Here is a 16,655-nt window from a genome sequence, read left to right as displayed (position 1 = left end):
GCGGCAAGGCCTAATTCAGGGGCCGAGCCTTCGGCCACCCAACGGAGACGCCCATGTCCAACATGTCATCCACCTCCAGCATCACGGCCGCCGGCACCTACCGGCTGGGCGATCGCACTTTGAACCGCCTCGGCTACGGAGCCATGCAGCTTGCCGGGCCCGGCGTATTCGGCCCGCCGAAGAACCGGCCGGAAGCGCTCGCGGTGCTCCGCGCCGCTGTGGCCGCCGGGGTGAACCACATCGACACCAGCGACTTCTACGGGCCGCATGTCACCAACGAGATCATCCGCGAGGCACTCGCGCCTTATCCTGGAGACCTCGTGCTGGTGACGAAGATCGGCGCCCGCCGCGGGGCGGATGCGTCCTGGCTCCCCGCCTTCTCGCCGGACGAACTGAAGCGGGCCGTGGACGACAATCTCAGGAACCTCGGGCTGGAACAGTTGGAGGTCGTGAACCTGCGGCTGATGTTCGATACGCACGGACCGGCCGAAGGCCCCATCGCGGAGCAGCTGGCCGTGCTGGCGGACCTGCGCCATCAAGGCCTCGTCCGCCACATCGGCCTCAGCAACGCCACCGCGCGCCAGATCGCGGAGGCGCGGCAGATGATGCCCATCGTCTGCGTCCAGAACCAATACAATCTCGCCCACCGGGCGGACGATGCGCTCATCGACGATCTCGCCCGCGACGGCATCGCCTATGTGCCCTTCTTCCCCCTCGGCGGTTTCTCGCCGCTCCAGTCCGCCACGCTGTCGGAGGTGGCCGAAGGACTGAAGGCCACCCCGATGCAGGTGGCGCTGGCGTGGCTGCTGAAGCGTTCGCCCAACATCCTGCTCATCCCCGGCACCTCATCTACCGCGCATCTCAAAGAAAATCTGGCGGCAGCGGACCTGGACCTGCCCCCTCAGGCCCTCGCCGCCCTCGACGGCATCGGCCGCGCCGGCTGACGGGGCGCCACCCAGCGAAAAAGGCTCTCACCCCTGCGATCCGGCGGGCCCGGATCGCAGGGCGGCGCCTGATCGGCGTGGGCCGCATGCGGAAGCAGCCGCATGGTGTGCCGGCCCGGGGCGTCATATCCCGCGGGACCACACAATGGTGCCACCAATCGCCACTTGCCCTTTGGGATGCGGCGAGGGAAGGTCGCGGCGCAGTTTCAAAAAGTTGCGGAGCGATCGTCTTGCGCGTCCCAGCCTTCTCCCGCCGCGCGGCCCTTTCCGGCGCCGCCGCCTTGACCCTGAGCGGCCTGCTGCCGCGCCTGGCCTTCGCACAGTCGGCCGCAGCGCCGGTCTCGCTGAAGGCAGCCACCGCCGACCGCATCGAACTCGCGGGTGCCGGGCCCATCGACCTCTTCGAGGGCGGGCTCCCCGGTCCGTTTTTGCGGGTGAAGAAGGGAGAGACGCTTTCGGTTGCCGCCGCCAACGCGCTCAAGGCGCCCATGGACGTAACCTGGCACGGCGTGCGCGTCCCCAACGCGCTTGATGGCGTGCCCGGCCTCACCGGCCCGGCCATCGCGCCCGGCGCCAGCCGCACCGTCAGCTTCGCGCCGCCGGATGCCGGCACCTTCTGGTATCACGCGTTCGACGCCGCACAGACCCGCCGGGCGCTCGCCGGCGCGCTGATCGTGGAGGAGCCCGGCCCCTCCCCCTTCGGCGCCGACCACACGCTGCTCATCCAGACCTGGGCGCCGGACCCGGTGCTCGGCATGCCGCTCATCACCGTGAATGGCGCGGTCTCGCCCACCCTTCAGGCCCCCTCCGCCGCCCGCGCGCGGCTGCGTCTCATCAATGCCTCGGTGGACTTCCTCAAGCTCCATGTGGTGGACGCCCAAAGCTGGGTCATGGCCATCGACGGCCAGCCGACCTCCCCCTTCGTACTGAAGGACGGGCGGGCGCAACTGGTGCCGGGCGGGCGCATCGACCTCGCGCTGGACGTCAACCTGAGTGGCGGCGCGGGCGACCCCATCATCCTCGAGATCGAGACGCCGAAAGCGCCTGTGCAACTGGCGCTGATCGCGCCCGTGGGCGCCAGCACCGCGCCGGCCCCAACGGCGACACCCGCCGCCCTGCCCGCCAATGCCCTGCCGACCGAGATCCCGCTTCAGGGCGCGACACGGGCGGAACTGGCCCTCGGCCCCGGCGCGGCGAACCTCGCCAACCTGCCGACCCTGTTCTCGGTCGCGGCGGGCAAGTCCGCCGTGGTGACGCTGGCGAACAAGCTGGAGGAGCCGGTGGCCGTGCATTTCCACGGCATGCCGGTCCGCGTGCTGGACGGCGCGGACGACGGCTGGAAGCCCTGGTGGCACGACACCGTGCCTGTGCCGGGCAAGGCCACCGTGCGCGTGGCCTTGCGGCCCGATGCTGCCGGCAAATGGGCCATCCTCGGCCAGAAGGGCGGCTCGACGGAGATCGTCGCCGCCGCCGCTTATGAAGTGAAGTGAGGCGCGTTTCGGACCGCCATCCGATGCCCCGGAATTGACCGGGGCATCTCTCACCCGGCGCGCGCCCCCAAAGCCTCGAACAGCGCCGCATAAACTTTGGGCAGGGCTTCCGGCAGATCGTCGGCGATGAGGCCGGGGCCGGCTTGGCGGGCGGCCTCCCCATGCAGCCAGACCGCCGCTGCCGCCGCCTCGAACGCCGGCATGCCCTGCGCCAGAAGGCCGCCGAGGATGCCGGCGAGCACATCCCCCGCCCCGGCCGTGGCAAGGAAAGGCGGCGCATTCTCCGCGATGCTGGCGCGCCCGTCCGGTGCCGCCACCACCGTATCCGCCCCCTTGAGCACCACCACGGCCTTCAGCGCCTCCGCCGCCGCGCGGGTCCGCGTCAGCTTGTCGGCGTCGGCGGGAATGAGGTCGGTGTCGGCGAAGAGGCGGGCAAACTCGCCCTCATGAGGCGTGATGACGGCGGCCTTGGCGCCCGCGATCCGCTCGGCCAGCGCCTGCGGCGCCCCGGCATAGCTCGTCAGCGCATCGGCATCGAGCACGAGGCTGCGATGCTCGGCCACCGCCGCCTCCACCATGTCGCGCGTCTCATCGCCCACGCCGAGGCCGGGTCCCAGGACGACAGAGGAATAGCGGTGATCCACCAGGAGATCGCTGAGATCGCCGCTGTTCTCCACGTGCCGGACCATGAGCGCCGCATAGGAGGCGGCGTGAACGAGGGCCGCGCCTTCAGGGCAGGCGACCGTGACGAGCCCCGCTCCCGCCCGCAGACAGCCGCGCGCGGCGAGCCGCGCCGCCCCAGCCGTCCAGCGCCCGCCGCTCATCACCACCGCATGGCCGCGCCCGTATTTGTGTCCCTCGACGGTGGGGACCGGGAAATGCGCGCCCCAGAGGTCCGGGTCATTGGCGCTGGTGCGGGGCGCGATCTCCGCGAGCACGCTGTCCGGGATGCCGATGTCCGCGACGCGGACCTTGCCGCAGAGCCCCCGCCCCGGCAGCAGCAGATGCCCCGGCTTGCGGCGGAAGAAGGTGACCGTCTCCACCGCCGGCGCCGCCGCGCCGCGCACGGCGCCCGTCGCGCCATCGACCCCCGAGGGCAGGTCCACGGCAATGACCGGCTTGCCACTCTCGCCCATCCGCTCCACGAGCGCCAGCGCATCACCCTCCAGATCGCGCGCGAGGCCGGCGCCGAACAGCGCATCCACGATGAGGTCGGCCTGCGAGAGATCCGCCTGCACGGCATCCTCCACCGGTCCCGTCCAGCGGCCGGCGGCCAGCGCCGCATCACCCTTGAGCGCCTCGATGCTTCCGAGCAGCGCGAGGCGCACGCGGAAGCCGCGCTGGGCGAGGATGCGGGCGGCCACGAAGCCGTCGCCGCCATTGTTGCCGGGACCGCAGAGGACGAGCACGCGGGAGGTGAGCGGACGCCGCGCCACCACGTCGGCCACCGCCGCACCGGCTCGGTCCATGAGGGTGATCCCGGGCGTGCCCTGCGCGATGGTCGTCCGGTCGGCGATCGCCATTTCACCTGGATCGAGAAGCTCGCTCATACCGCCCTCCGCATCACCCTGCCTAAAAGGCATCCATACACAGAATTTCCGCCCGCGAAATGTCGCCTATTTTGCGGGCACATCGCATACTATTTAGGCAGACAACACCATCCACAGCTGTGACGATCTCTGCAATGGCACGAATGGCATACATCGTGCTTACAGTTGTGCGGCTCGCCCAATCGGCGGAGAGGACGGGCCACGGGAGACGGAGCGCATGAAGAAGATCGAGGCGATCATCAAGCCCTTCAAGCTCGATGAAGTGAAGGAGGCCCTTCAGGAAGTCGGCCTGCAAGGTATCACGGTCACCGAGGCAAAGGGGTTCGGTCGCCAGAAGGGCCATACCGAGCTTTATCGCGGCGCCGAATATGTGGTGGACTTCCTGCCCAAGGTGAAAATCGAGGTGGTGCTCGCCGACGACATGGTCGAGAAGGCGGTGGAAGCCCTGCTCCGCGCCGCTCAGACCGGACGCATCGGCGACGGCAAGATCTTCGTGTCCAGCATCGAGGAAGCCATCCGCATCCGCACCGGCGAGACCGGGCTCGACGCCATCTGATCTCCTCTCCCAGCCCTTACCTACCTTTACCTTCAGGAAAGGCGTTTACTCAAATGAAGACGGCCAAGGAAGTCCTCGACTTCATCAAGTCGAACGACGTGAAATACGTCGACCTGCGCTTCACCGATCCGCGCGGCAAGTGGCAGCACGTGACCTTCGACATCACCATGGTCGACGAGGACTTCTTCGCCGAAGGCCAGGCCTTCGACGGCTCGTCCATCGCCGGCTGGAAGGCCATCAACGAGTCCGACATGCTCCTCATGCCGGACGTCACCACCGCCTGCGTCGATCCCTTCTTCTCCGAGACCACCCTCTCGGTGGTGTGCGACGTGCTCGAGCCGACCACCGGCGAGCCCTACGGCCGCGACCCGCGCGGCATCGCCAAGAAGGCGATGGCCTACCTGCAGTCCACCGGCATCGGCGACACCGTGTTCTTCGGCCCCGAGGCCGAGTTCTTCATCTTCGACGACGTGAAGTTCAAGGCCGACCCGTACAACACGGGCTTCAAGCTGGACTCCATCGAGCTGCCGACCAACGGCGACACCGATTATGAAGGCGGCAACCTCGGCCACCGCATCAAGACCAAGGGCGGCTACTTCCCGGTGCCCCCGCTCGACAGCGCCCAGGACATGCGCTCCGAGATGCTCGCCTCCATGGCCAAGATGGGCGCCAAGGTCGAGAAGCACCACCACGAGGTGGCTTCCGCCCAGCACGAGCTCGGCCTGAAGTTCGGCCAGCTCGTCACCATGGCCGACCACCTGCAGGTCTATAAGTACTGCATCCATCAGGTCGCCAACATCTATGGCAAGACCGCGACCTTCATGCCGAAGCCCGTCTATGGCGACAACGGCTCGGGCATGCACGTCCACCAGTCCATCTGGAAGGACGGCAAGCCGCTCTTCGCCGGCGACAAGTATGCCGACCTCTCGCAGGAGTGCCTGTGGTACATCGGCGGCGTCATCAAGCACGCCAAGTCGCTGAACGCCTTCACCAACCCGCTGACCAACTCCTACAAGCGTCTGGTCCCGGGCTATGAGGCCCCGGTGCTGCTGGCCTATTCGGCCCGCAACCGCTCGGCGTCCTGCCGCATCCCCTACACGAACAACCCGAAGGCCAAGCGCGTCGAGGTCCGCTTCCCCGATCCGGGCGCGAACCCCTACCTCGCCTTCTCGGCCCTGTTCATGGCCGGCATGGACGGCATCCTGAACAAGATCGATCCCGGTTCGGCCATGGACAAGGATCTGTACGATCTGCCCCCGGCCGAGCTGAAGCAGATCCCGACCGTCTGCGGCTCGCTCCGCGAGGCGCTCGAGTCGCTCGCCAAGGACCACGACTACCTGCTCAAGGGCGACGTGTTCCAGAAGGACTTCATCGAGTCCTACATCGACCTCAAGATGCAGGAAGTCGCTCGCTTCGAGATGACCCCGCACCCGGTCGAGTTCGAGATGTACTACTCGGTCTGATGCCGTTCGCGCTGGCGTCACAGCCAGCGCGTCCGCATCGACCGGAGACCTTTACGGGTCTCTCCCAGACTGGGGCGCCTTCGGGCGCCCCTTTTGTTTACAGCGTTCGGGATCAGGCCGGCTTCAGTGGATGCCGAGCCACCAGATGCCGCCGAGCAGCACCACCTGCGCGGCCACCACGCCCGCCAGCACCGAGCGGCGGATGAGGAGGAAGGCGAGGACGCCTGCCCCCACCGAAGCGAGGCGCAGCGACAGCGGCACCTCCGCCAGCGCGCCCGTGGGCATGAAGACGAGGCGGCCCACCACGGCGGCGAGCAGCGCCGTCGCCACCGCCTTGATCCAGTGGAAGAGTTCGCTCCCCGCCTCCACCCGGCGGCCGGCGACCACCGCCAGCCAGCGCCAGATCTCGGTTGGCAGGAAACCCACCACGATCACGATAAGCGCCGCCACGAGTGCGTTGTCATAGATCATGCCGCCCTCCGCTTCAGGAGCCGGGCGATGCCATAAGCGAGCGTGCCGCCGCCGACGCCGCCGATCATCAGGTCCATGCCGCCATCGAGCCCGGCCACCAGCGGTGCCGAGGCGAGGCCGAACGCCAGCGCCATCCAGTCCAGCGCCGTGCGGGAATTGCGCACCATGAGGATGGTGAAGGACGCCGGCGTGAGGAACAGGAGGCCCGCGCCGAAGGCCGGCGGCAGGCTGCCCGCCAGCTCGAACCCGGCCCAGGTCGCCAGCGTGCTCACCCCCACATAGGTGGCGCCCATGGCTAGCGTATAGGCCGGACGCCCCTCCACGGGCACCTTGGGCAGCAGACGCATGCCCTCCACCCACATGGTCATGGCGACGAAATGGGAGGCGCAGAATTCCCCCACCGTCGAGCGGTGACGCCCGCGCGTGAAGGGGGCGAGCGCCACCACCATGGGCAGGAGGCGGATGGAAGAGAGGCCCACCGCCAGCGCGATGGCCGGCAGCGCCGTGCCCGCCGCGAGCCCGCCGATGAGGATGACCTGCGCCGGCAGCGCCCAGATGAAGATGGTGGAGAGCATGCCCGGCAGCAGCGGGAAACCGACGCCATGGAGCAGGCCGCCGAAGCCGATATAGGAGGCGATCAGCACCAGCAGCGGCACCGACATCGCTCCGCGCACGCCGGCCAGCGCATAATGCAGGGCGCCGTGGGACACGGGCGGCGGGGCTTCGGGAACAGTGTCGAGCATGGGCGGGGGCTTCGGGCGGTGACGGGACCGGCCTTCGGCAAGGCCGCTGCGTGCTTTAGCATCGGTCCGCCCGGCGCGGCAGGCAACGGGATGCATGGCTTGGCGGGCTGACGTGCGGAGAGGGCTTGCGCCCGCTACCGCAAGGTGAATGTTACGGCACGCGGTGGAATCGCCGCAGCCCGGAGATGCCCCGCCCGTGCACGTGGTCCCCATCGCCTATGGCGATCCCGTCCGCCTGTTCCGAGCCTTTGCGGACGACCCCATGGCCGCCCTGCTGCACAGCGCGGCGCAGGATGGCGCGCGCGGGCGCTATTCCTACATCGCCGCCGAACCTTTCCGGGTCATCGTCGCGGACGCCGACGGCGTGCGGGTGGACGGCGCGTCGGTGGCGGGCGATCCGTTCACCGTTCTGGGCGCGCAGCTCGCCGCCTGTCCGGCACCCGAGGGGCTTGCGCCCGTGCCGTTCGCCGGCGGCGCGGTCGGTTTCCTCGGTTATGAGCTGGGTCGGCATGTGGAGCGCCTGCCGCCGCCGAAGCCGGGGCTGCCCATCCCCCACATGGTGATGGGCCTCTATGACGTGGTGATCGCCTTCGATCATGCGGCGCGGGCGGCCGTCCTGATCTCCACCGGCCTGCCGGAGATAGCGGCGAACGTTCGCGCGGCACGGGCCAAGGCGCGGGTCGCGCATCTCCTCGCCCGCCTCTCGAAGGCGCCGGCCGAGGACACGCCGCCGGACATCACAGCCCGCGCGGACTGGACGGCAGAACTCTCGCGCGCCGAGATGGAGGCCCGCATCGGCCGCACGGTGGACTACATCCACGCGGGCGACATCTTCCAGGCCAACATCACCCAGCGCTTCCTGAGCCGCCGCCCGGAGGGCCTGTCCGATTACGACCTTTACCGGCGGCTGACCGCCCTCTCGCCCGCCCCCTTCTCGGCCCTGCTCGTCTGCGGACCGGACCTTGCCCTCATGAGCGCCTCGCCCGAGCGCTTCCTGAAGGTGGCGCCCGATGGCGGCGTGGAGACGCGGCCCATCAAGGGCACCCGGCCGCGCGGCGGCACGACGGCCGAGGACACGGCCCTCGCCGCCGCGCTTCTCGCCAGCGAGAAGGACCGGGCCGAGAATCTGATGATCGTGGACCTCATGCGCAACGATCTCGGCCGTGTGTCACGGCTCGGCAGCGTCACCGTGCCGGCGCTCTGCGCGCTGGAGACCTTTGCCAGCGTGCATCACCTCGTCTCCGAGGTGCGGAGCGTCCTTGCCCCCGGCCGCGGGCCGGTGGACCTGCTGCGGGCCTGTTTCCCCGGCGGCTCCATCACTGGGGCGCCCAAGGTGCGGGCCATGGAGATCATCCACGAACTGGAGCCCGCGCCGCGCGGGCCCTATTGCGGGAGCGTGGCGTGGATCGGCTTTGACGGCGCCATGGATTCCTCCATCGTCATCCGCACGCTGGTGCGCGCGGGCGAAACCCTGGTGGCGCAGGCGGGCGGCGGCATCGTCGCCGACAGCGACCCAGCGGCGGAATATGAGGAGAGCCTGGTGAAAGTGGCGCCCCTGCTGAAGGCGGCTGCGGGAGAGACGCCATGAAGCTGTGGCTGAACGGCGGTCTCGTTGATGCCGCCGCCGCCCGCATCGCCCCCGGCGATCGCGGCTTCACGCTGGGCGACGGCCTGTTCGAAACCATCGCCGTGCGCGGTGGCACGCCCCTGCGGTTGTCCGCCCACCTCGCCCGGCTCGCGCGGGGCGCGGAGGTGATCGGCCTGCCGCTGCCGACCTTTGATCTGTCCGCCATAGCAACCGCACTGCTTGCCGCCAACGGCCTCACCGATGCGGTGCTGCGCCTCACCCTCACGCGCGGCGAAGGACCGCGCGGCGTACTGCCGCCTGAGGCGCCGCGACCGACGCTCCTCGTCACGGCTGCGCCAATGGCCGCCCCCGCGCCGCCGGCCCGTCTGATGCTGGCGCAGGGCACGCGGCGCAACGAGTTCTCGCCGCTGAGCGGCATCAAGTCGCTGAACTATCTCGATAACATCCTCGCCCGGCAGGAAGCGCAGCGCGCCGGCTGCGATGATGCGCTCCTCCTGAACACGCTAGGGCGCCTCGCCGAGAGCACCATCGCCAATCTCTTCGTGCAACGCGACGGCCAGCTTCTCACCCCGCCCCTGTCGGAAGGCGCCCTGCCCGGCGTGATGCGGGCGGAGGTGCTGGCGCGCGGCGCCGTGGAACGGCCGCTGACGTCGGACGATGTCGCGACCGCCGAAGAGGCTTTCCTCACCTCCAGCCTAGGCCTGCGATCTGTCCGGTCCTTCGGCGACCGGGTGTTTTCGAGCTTCGCCGTGGCGGAGCGCCTGCGGACGGAGATCCCATGACCACGCCCGCCGGCTTTCCCATGCTGGACCTGCCCTATTCCACTCCGCCGGAAGCCCTCGTCGGCCCTCGCGTGCGCCTGCGGCTGTGGCGCAAGGCGGATTGGGACAGCCTCGCCCAGATGCTGTCGGACCCGGACGTGATGGAACATCTGATGCCGGTGAACGGCCGGGCGGAGAGCGATGCCGTCGCCCAGCGCATCGAGCGCCACTTCGCCGCTTATGGCTTCGGCCTCTGGGCCATGGAATTGCCGGGCGTCTCGCCCTTCATCGGCTACACCGGCCTCGTGCATGTGCCTTATGCGGCGGCCTTTACCCCGGCGGTGGAAATCGGCTGGCGCATCCAGAAGGCCCATTGGGGCCATGGCTATGTGAGCGAAGCCGCCCGCCTCGCGCTGGCGGATGCCTTTACCAGGTTCGGCCTCAAGGAGGTGGTGGCGCTCACCGTCCCGGCCAACACCCGCTCGCAGGCGGTGATGCACCGCCTCGGCATGACCCGCGATCCGGCGGAGGATTTTGACAGCCCGCTGGTGCCGAGCGGCCACCGCCTGAAGCGGCATGTGCTCTATCGGCTGACGCGCGCCGCTTTCGAGGCGCAACCCGCTTCAAGCCAGCACCCATGAAAAAGGGCGGCCGAAGCCGCCCTTTGACTGTCTGTGCCGGACCGTTCAGGCCTTGACCAGCGGCACCTTCGGCACCGGGCTGCCCCGGCGCGGGCTGCCGCCGGAGCCACCGCCCTTCGGCCCGCCCTTGCCGCCGTCCTTGGAGGTGCGGGGCGCGGCGCGCTTGCGGGGCGCCCGCTTGGGAGCGGCCGGCTGGATCTTGTCCGGCTTCGGGGTGATCGGGCCGTCGGGGAACTCGAAGCCGAGCTTCGCCGCCGTGCCCTCGCCCACCACGACCACGCGGACGTGGCCACCATTCTTGAGCCGGCCGAAGAGCACCTCGTCCGCCAGCGGCGTCTTGATGAACTCCTGGATGACGCGGCCCATGGGACGGGCGCCCATCTGCTCGTCATAGCCGCGATCCACCAGCCAGCGGGTCGCCTCGTCGGACAGGCCGATGGTGACGTTCCGGTCGGCGAGCTGGGCCTCCAGCTGAAGGACGAACTTCTCCACCACCAGACCAATGATCTCGGGCGAGAGGTGGGCGAAGGGGATCACCGCATCGAGACGGTTGCGGAATTCCGGCGCGAAGGTGCGGTTGATCGCCTCCACGTCGTCGCCCTCCCGCTTGTTGCGGGTGAAGCCGTAGGCTGCACGGGAGAGGTCCGCCGCACCCGCATTCGTGGTCATGATTAGGATCACGTTGCGGAAGTCCACCTGCTTGCCGTTATGGTCGGTGAGCTTCCCGTGGTCCATCACCTGCAGGAGGATGTTGAAGAGGTCCGGATGGGCCTTCTCGATCTCGTCCAGCAGCAGCACGCAATGCGGGGTCTGGTCCACGCCATCGGTGAGCAGGCCGCCCTGATCGAAGCCCACATAGCCGGGAGGCGCGCCGATGAGGCGGCTCACGGTATGGCGCTCCATATACTCCGACATGTCGAAGCGCAGGAGGTTCACGCCGAGGGTCGAGGCCAGCTGCTTGGCCACTTCCGTCTTGCCGACGCCGGTGGGGCCGGAGAACAGGTAGGAGCCGATGGGCTTCTCCGGTTCCCGCAGGCCCGCCCGGGCGAGCTTGATGGAGGAGGCGAGCGCCTCGATGGCCTTGTCCTGCCCGTACACCACGCGCTTCAGCGTGGTTTCGAGGTTGGACAGCATCTCCGTGTCGTCCTTGGAGACGGACTTGGGCGGGATGCGCGCCATGGTTGCGACGGTCGCCTCGATCTCCTTGAGGCCGATGGTCTTCTTGCGCCGCGCCTCGGGCACCAGCATCTGCGCCGCGCCGCTCTCGTCGATCACGTCGATCGCCTTGTCGGGGAGCTTGCGGTCATGGATATAGCGGGCCGAGAGTTCCACCGCGGCCTTGATGGCCTCGTTGGTGTAGCGCAGCTTGTGATAGTCCTCGAAGTAAGGCTTGAGGCCCTTCAGGATCTCGATGGTGTCCGGCACGGTCGGCTCGGCCACGTCGATCTTCTGGAAGCGGCGCACCAGCGCCCGGTCCTTCTCGAAATACTGGCGGTATTCCTTGTAGGTGGTCGAGCCCATGCAGCGCAGCGTGCCCGAGGCCAGCGCCGGCTTCAGCAGGTTCGAGGCATCCATGGCGCCGCCCGAGGTCGCACCGGCGCCGATCACCGTGTGGATCTCGTCGATGAACATGATGGCGTTCGGGTAGGCCTCGATCTCCTTCACCACCTGCTTGAGACGCTCCTCGAAGTCGCCGCGATAGCGGGTGCCGGCGAGCAGCGCGCCCATGTCGAGGGCGAAGATGGTGGCGGTGGCGAGCACCTCCGGCACGTCGCCATTGATGATGCGGCGCGCAAGGCCTTCGGCGATGGCGGTCTTGCCGACGCCCGGATCACCCACGAACAACGGGTTGTTCTTCTGCCGGCGGCAGAGCACCTGGATGGTGCGCTGGATTTCCTTGTCGCGGCCGATGAGTGGATCGATCTTGCCCTCGTGCGCCTTCTTGTTGAGGTTCACGCAATAGGCGTCGAGCGCATCCGCCTTCTTCTTCGGCTCCTCGCCGGACTTGGTCTCGGTCTCGTCCTCGGCGCCCCGCACGGGGCGGCTCTCGGACATGCCGGCCCGCTTGGCGATGCCGTGGGAGATGTAGTTCACCGCGTCGTACCGCGTCATGTCCTGCTCCTGCAGGAAATAGGCGGCATGGCTCTCGCGCTCGGCGAAGATGGCGACCAGCACGTTGGCGCCGGTCACTTCCTCGCGGCCGGAGGACTGGACGTGGATCACCGCGCGCTGGATCACGCGCTGGAAGCCGGCGGTCGGCTTGGAATCGTCGCCTCCGGCCTGCACCAGGTTTTCGAGTTCCGTGTCCACATACTCGACGAGGTTGCGGCGGAGCTTGTCGAGATCGACGTTGCAGGCCCGCATGACCGCAGCCGCGTCCTGATCATCCACCAGCGAGAGCAGCAGGTGCTCGAGAGTCGCATATTCGTGGTGGCGTTCGTTCGCGAGAGCCAGAGCGCGATGGAGCGACTGTTCGAGGCTGCGGGAAAATGTAGGCATCGACACCTCTATCTCGTGCCCTGATCGAGAAGACGGACAGTCCGCCAACTCGAACATGCACGCGCTCCGTAAAACTTCGTACCGACCTCCCCGCTGCGCAACCCCCCAATACATCCACGCGCGGCCTCGTGATGCACCGCAATGGAGATAATCAGGGATGCGCGCTCACTTTTTTTCCATCACGCACTGCAGCGGATGCTGATGCTTGCGGGCAAAATCCATGACCTGCGTGACCTTGGTCTCGGCCACTTCGTAGGTGTAGACGCCGCACTCGCCCACACCATGGTGGTGGACGTGCAGCATGATGGTGTTGGCTTCCTCGCGGCTCTTGGAAAAGAAGCGCTCGAGCACGTGCACCACGAAATCCATGGGGGTGTAGTCGTCGTTCAGCAGCAGAACGCGATAGAGATTGGGCCGTTTCACCTGCGGCTTGGTGCGCGTGATAACGGCTGTCCCGGGTCCGCCCGGACCCCGGCGCTGCTTGTCGTCATCCCCGGCAGCCCGCGGCTGCGGCGCCCGGACGCCCGACATGTCTGAAACCATCTCTTGCCCTGTCATCATCGGCTTCTGCGCCCTGTCCGGCAGGCACGGCCCGTGCGGCCACCTTCAGCGCAGACAGAATAATAGGAAGCAGAGCCCCGAAGCGCCAGAGCAGGCAAGGATGGAATTGTGCGCCGGCACGCCCTCAGGCGGCAGTCATGCAAGCCCGCGCACAGCTTGACGCCGAAAGGCGCGCGACGAGGGCGGCAACCGGGCCAGTCGGGTAACAGCCCTGCGGCTCCGGCAGGACCGTGCGACGGCGCGCCCGGGGCAATAGGGGTTCCGCATCCGCGCCGCTCTCACAGATGAGCGGACGCCGCGTCGCGGAACCTCATGTCGTTCGGATCAGACAGCCTTGGAGAAGGCCGCTTCGTAGGGCTTGTAGGCTTCCTTGGCGAGGTCCGCATAGAGCTCACCGAGCTTGGAGGTCTCGGCGACCAGCGCCTCGTAGGAGGACTTCAGAAAGCCCTGCTGGATCTCGACCGCCTGCTCGAGCGTCTTGGCGCCCAGCAGCTTCTCGAGAGTGGCAGTGCTCGTCTCGAACGAGGTCTTGGTGTAGTCCGCGAGCTCGACGGCGATCGCCTGCGCGCTCTTCGACACGGCGCCGAAGCTGGTCATCGCCAGATCCAGGTTTTCCTTGCCGAACTTCTGGAAATCCACGGGTCCCTGAACCATCGGGTGTCTCCATCCATTTTTGCCGACTGACGCATGAGCGGGTGTCGTCGGCGCTACCTCCCGCAGCCCAAATATCGTGCAACGCACCATAACCGTCAAGCATTTTTGTGCACTGCACAATATGGCATGCAATGTCGGGTTTACGCCTTGGTAACCGCACGTTCTTAGGCTGCATCCAGAGTTCATTCCTGCGGTACGGGCTCGCTGGCTCCCGCGACACATCCAGCTTGAGCTTTACCGCAATGCACCACCAGCCGGGTCCTCCGCCCCGGCCGGGCAGATGGAACAGTTTCATGACCCTTGCGCTCGGCCCCTCTCTCACCCGAAAGTGGCTTGCGGCCGCCCTCGTGGCGGCCCTTGCGGTGACGGCAACAGCAGCCGAGGCGAAGCCGAAGAAGTCGCGGAGCGCCGCGCAGTCCTCGTCCTCCCGCTCCTCGGGCGGCGATGAATATGCCGGCTGGAAGCGCGGCACGGCGGCCATCGTGGTGGATGGCAACACGGGCAAGGTGCTTTACGAGGAGAATGCCGACTCCCTGCGGCATCCTGCCTCCCTCACCAAGATCATGACCCTCTACATGCTGTTCGAGCAGCTTCAGGCCGGCCGGCTCAAGCTCGACAGCGACCTGCCCGTCTCCGCCCATGCGGCGTCCCAGTCGCCCACCAAGCTCAACCTGCGTCCGGGCTCCACCATCGAGGTGGAGGACGCCATCAAGGCGGTCGTCACCCGCTCGGCCAATGACGCGGCCGTGGTCATCGGCGAAGCCATCGGCGGCACGGAATCCAACTTCGCCGAGATGATGACGCGCAAGGCGCGCGCGCTCGGCATGAGCAACACCACCTTCCGCAATGCCTCCGGCCTGCCCAACCCCGGCCAGGTCACCACCGCGCGCGACCTCTCCGTCCTCGGCCGGGCGATCCAGGACCGCTTCCCGCGGGAGTATCGCTACTTCTCCACCCGCGCCTTCGTGTATCGCGGCGAGACCATCGGCAACCACAACCGCCTGATGCTCCGCATGGAAGGCGTGGACGGCATCAAGACCGGCTACACCAACGCGTCCGGCTTCAATCTGGTGACCTCGCTGCACCGCGACGACCGCTTCCTCGTGGGCGTGGTGCTCGGCGGCTCCAGCGCCAGCTCGCGCGACCAGCGCATGGCCAGCATCCTCACCTCCAACCTGCCGCGCGCCTATGCGGGAGGCCGCGTTGCGCCGAAGGTCATCGAGACCGCCCAGCGCGACGACGAGCCGGCGCCGCGCCCCATGCCCATTCCGGTCGCGGCCCGCCAGAGCGAGCCCGCGCAGGCCGTGGCCCCGCTGCCGCCGCCGCAGCGCGTCGCCTATGCCGCCGCCGATCCGGTGACCACCGCCAGTGTCGCGCCGGTGCGCGCCCCGACGCCGGGATCCGCCGAGCCCATCAAGCCGGTGGCTGTGCGGACCACGACCATCGCCCGTCCCGGCAGCAACCAGATGCCGGCGCCCACCTTCAGCGGCCAGCCCTCCGGAACGCTGGGCTATCTGCCCGCCCAGTCCGCCGCCGCCGCCCAGTCCGACATGGAATCTCCTCCCGGCGACCTGCTGATGGGCCCTCCCCCCGAGCGTGAGACCTCGCCGGTCGCCCATGGTGTGCGCACCGCCTCGGCCGCTCCCGTCGCCCTTCCGGCCGCTACGGTGGCGAGCGCCACCACGCCCGCTCCCAAGCCTGTCCGCGTCGCCTCCACGGGACCTGTCGCGACGCCGCGCAGCGCGCCGCCCCGCTCGGGCTGGATCATCCAGATCGGCGCCTTCGGCGGCGAGAAGGAAGCCCGCTCCCAGCTCGACGCCGCCCGCGGCAAGGCCGGCAAGCTGCTCAAGAGCGCCGATCCCTACACGGAGAAGGTGGAGAAGGGCCGCAGCGACATTTACCGCGCCCGCTTTGCCGGTCTCACGGAAAAGGATGCGAAAGAGGCCTGCCGTTTACTCGAGCGCAACAAATTCGACTGCATGACTCTTCGGAACTGATGTGAGGGAGTCCTCAGCGATGTCGGCGCAGGATCACGTCCTTGGCCTGGTTGACCCGCGAAGCCAGATAGTCCGAGCCCCCCTGGTCGGGATGGAGTTTCTTCATCAGGGTCCGGTGGGCCGCCCGAACCGCCGCCTCGTCGGCTCCGGGCTCAAGACCAAGAACCTGATAGGCCTCCTCTTCCGACATCGCGGTGTCGACCGGTCGGCCACCGCCCATATTCCCCCGACCCGCATCACCCTGAACGTGTTCACGCCAGGCGGGCGCCCGGCGGTCGAGATAAGCTTCGATTAGGCCGAGCGACTGAGGATCGAGCGTCGTCCGCAGCGAGAGCAGGGCCGGCAGGTCGAGCGAATCGAGTTCGGTGCCGGCCAAGGGTCCCGCAATGATGCGCCCCGTGAGGGTACCGCTGCGGTGATCGAGCGCCATTTCCAGCATGGCCGAACGCACCCGTGACACACGGGCCGCCCCGCCGCCGAACAGTCCGCCGAGCGCCGATTTCCAGTCCCCGTTGGGGCTGACGCGGCCGAGCAGTGCCAGCCCCACCACCGCCAGCGGAATGGCCGCCCCGATCCGGCCCGTCACCAGCGCTCCCACCGCGCCTGTAAGCGCGAGCCAGGCCCCCGTGCGCATAACGAAGCGCGAGAGCGTCTTGGCATCCATGCCCGTCCAGAGTTTCAGCACGTAAAGTCCGACGCCGAGCAGCGCGAGACCCGCCAGAACGCTTGCCATTCAG

General features: G+C 68.2%; 15 protein-coding genes. 8 read left to right on the top strand and 7 right to left on the bottom strand.

Annotated elements, in window-relative coordinates; all coding sequences use genetic code 11:
- Positions 1-62 precede the first annotated feature (62 nt).
- Both AZC_RS08320 and AZC_RS08315 read left to right on the top strand, forming a co-directional pair.
- Positions 63-944 carry an aldo/keto reductase family oxidoreductase gene (locus tag AZC_RS08320; RefSeq protein ID WP_043880158.1) on the top strand — a complete coding sequence of 294 codons (882 nt, stop codon included), beginning with the start codon at positions 63-65 and terminating at the stop codon, positions 942-944.
- Positions 945-1,174: 230 nt separating this feature from the next.
- Positions 1,175-2,434 (top strand): multicopper oxidase family protein, encoded by a 1,260-nt coding sequence (locus AZC_RS08315; protein ID WP_012170132.1) that lies wholly within the window; start codon positions 1,175-1,177, stop codon positions 2,432-2,434.
- Between the two features lie 50 nt (positions 2,435-2,484).
- On the opposite strand, the gene AZC_RS08310 is transcribed toward AZC_RS08315, so the two are convergent.
- Positions 2,485-3,984: a bifunctional ADP-dependent NAD(P)H-hydrate dehydratase/NAD(P)H-hydrate epimerase gene (locus AZC_RS08310; RefSeq protein WP_043879088.1), complete on the bottom strand. Its 1,500-nt coding sequence runs from the start codon at positions 3,982-3,984 to the stop codon at positions 2,485-2,487.
- 217 nt (positions 3,985-4,201) lie between these two features.
- On the opposite strand from AZC_RS08310, the gene AZC_RS08305 reads away from it, so the two are divergent.
- Both AZC_RS08305 and glnA read left to right on the top strand, forming a co-directional pair.
- Complete coding sequence (locus AZC_RS08305; RefSeq protein WP_012170130.1) at positions 4,202-4,540, top strand: P-II family nitrogen regulator; 339 nt, start codon at positions 4,202-4,204, stop codon at positions 4,538-4,540.
- A gap of 53 nt (positions 4,541-4,593) precedes the next feature.
- A complete protein-coding gene (glnA, locus tag AZC_RS08300; RefSeq protein ID WP_012170129.1) occupies positions 4,594-6,003 on the top strand; it encodes a type I glutamate--ammonia ligase in 1,410 nt (469 codons plus the stop codon).
- 123 nt (positions 6,004-6,126) lie between these two features.
- Here the strand turns inward: glnA and AZC_RS08295 are convergent, their stop codons facing one another.
- Together AZC_RS08295 and AZC_RS08290 are read right to left on the bottom strand one after the other, a co-directional pair.
- Positions 6,127-6,474, bottom strand: a complete 348-nt coding sequence (locus AZC_RS08295; protein WP_012170128.1) for an AzlD domain-containing protein — start codon at positions 6,472-6,474, stop codon at positions 6,127-6,129.
- Positions 6,471-7,217: an AzlC family ABC transporter permease gene (locus AZC_RS08290; protein WP_244421812.1), complete on the bottom strand. Its 747-nt coding sequence runs from the start codon at positions 7,215-7,217 to the stop codon at positions 6,471-6,473. The genes AZC_RS08295 and AZC_RS08290 overlap by 4 nt, the downstream gene beginning before the upstream one ends.
- Positions 7,218-7,413: 196 nt before the next feature.
- On the opposite strand from AZC_RS08290, the gene pabB reads away from it, so the two are divergent.
- From pabB to AZC_RS08275, 3 genes are read left to right on the top strand one after another with little or no spacing between them, the layout of a single operon-like run.
- Positions 7,414-8,805, top strand: a complete 1,392-nt coding sequence (gene pabB, locus AZC_RS08285; RefSeq protein WP_244421811.1) for an aminodeoxychorismate synthase component I — start codon at positions 7,414-7,416, stop codon at positions 8,803-8,805.
- On the top strand, positions 8,802-9,587 hold the full coding sequence (locus AZC_RS08280) for an aminotransferase class IV (RefSeq protein ID WP_012170125.1): 786 nt from the start codon (positions 8,802-8,804) through the stop codon (positions 9,585-9,587). Before pabB ends, AZC_RS08280 begins: the two co-directional genes overlap by 4 nt.
- Positions 9,584-10,207: a GNAT family N-acetyltransferase gene (locus AZC_RS08275; RefSeq protein WP_012170124.1), complete on the top strand. Its 624-nt coding sequence runs from the start codon at positions 9,584-9,586 to the stop codon at positions 10,205-10,207. Before AZC_RS08280 ends, AZC_RS08275 begins: the two co-directional genes overlap by 4 nt.
- A 45-nt stretch (positions 10,208-10,252) precedes the next feature.
- Here AZC_RS08275 and clpA read toward each other — a convergent pair whose 3' ends face one another.
- From clpA to AZC_RS08260, 3 genes are all read right to left on the bottom strand, one after another.
- The gene (clpA, locus tag AZC_RS08270) at positions 10,253-12,706 is read right to left on the bottom strand and encodes an ATP-dependent Clp protease ATP-binding subunit ClpA (RefSeq protein WP_012170123.1); all 2,454 of its coding nucleotides are present in this window, start codon (positions 12,704-12,706) and stop codon (positions 10,253-10,255) included.
- A gap of 165 nt (positions 12,707-12,871) precedes the next feature.
- Entirely contained in the window at positions 12,872-13,237 is a 366-nt protein-coding gene (clpS, locus tag AZC_RS08265; protein ID WP_043879087.1) for an ATP-dependent Clp protease adapter ClpS, read from the bottom strand.
- A gap of 354 nt (positions 13,238-13,591) precedes the next feature.
- Positions 13,592-13,921, bottom strand: coding sequence for a phasin family protein (locus tag AZC_RS08260; RefSeq protein WP_012170121.1), 330 nt, complete (start codon positions 13,919-13,921; stop codon positions 13,592-13,594).
- Between the two features lie 293 nt (positions 13,922-14,214).
- On the opposite strand from AZC_RS08260, the gene AZC_RS08255 reads away from it, so the two are divergent.
- Entirely contained in the window at positions 14,215-15,918 is a 1,704-nt protein-coding gene (locus AZC_RS08255) for a serine hydrolase (RefSeq protein WP_043879086.1), read from the top strand.
- A 13-nt stretch (positions 15,919-15,931) separates the two neighbouring features.
- Here the strand turns inward: AZC_RS08255 and AZC_RS08250 are convergent, their stop codons facing one another.
- The gene (locus tag AZC_RS08250; protein ID WP_012170119.1) at positions 15,932-16,651 is read right to left on the bottom strand and encodes a DnaJ domain-containing protein; all 720 of its coding nucleotides are present in this window, start codon (positions 16,649-16,651) and stop codon (positions 15,932-15,934) included.
- Positions 16,652-16,655 lie beyond the last annotated feature (4 nt).

Source organism: Azorhizobium caulinodans ORS 571 (assembly GCF_000010525.1).
Lineage (GTDB): Bacteria > Pseudomonadota > Alphaproteobacteria > Rhizobiales > Xanthobacteraceae > Azorhizobium > Azorhizobium caulinodans.
The sequence above is the reverse complement of the archived record's forward strand: the minus strand, read 5'-3'. Positions and strand labels throughout refer to the sequence as shown.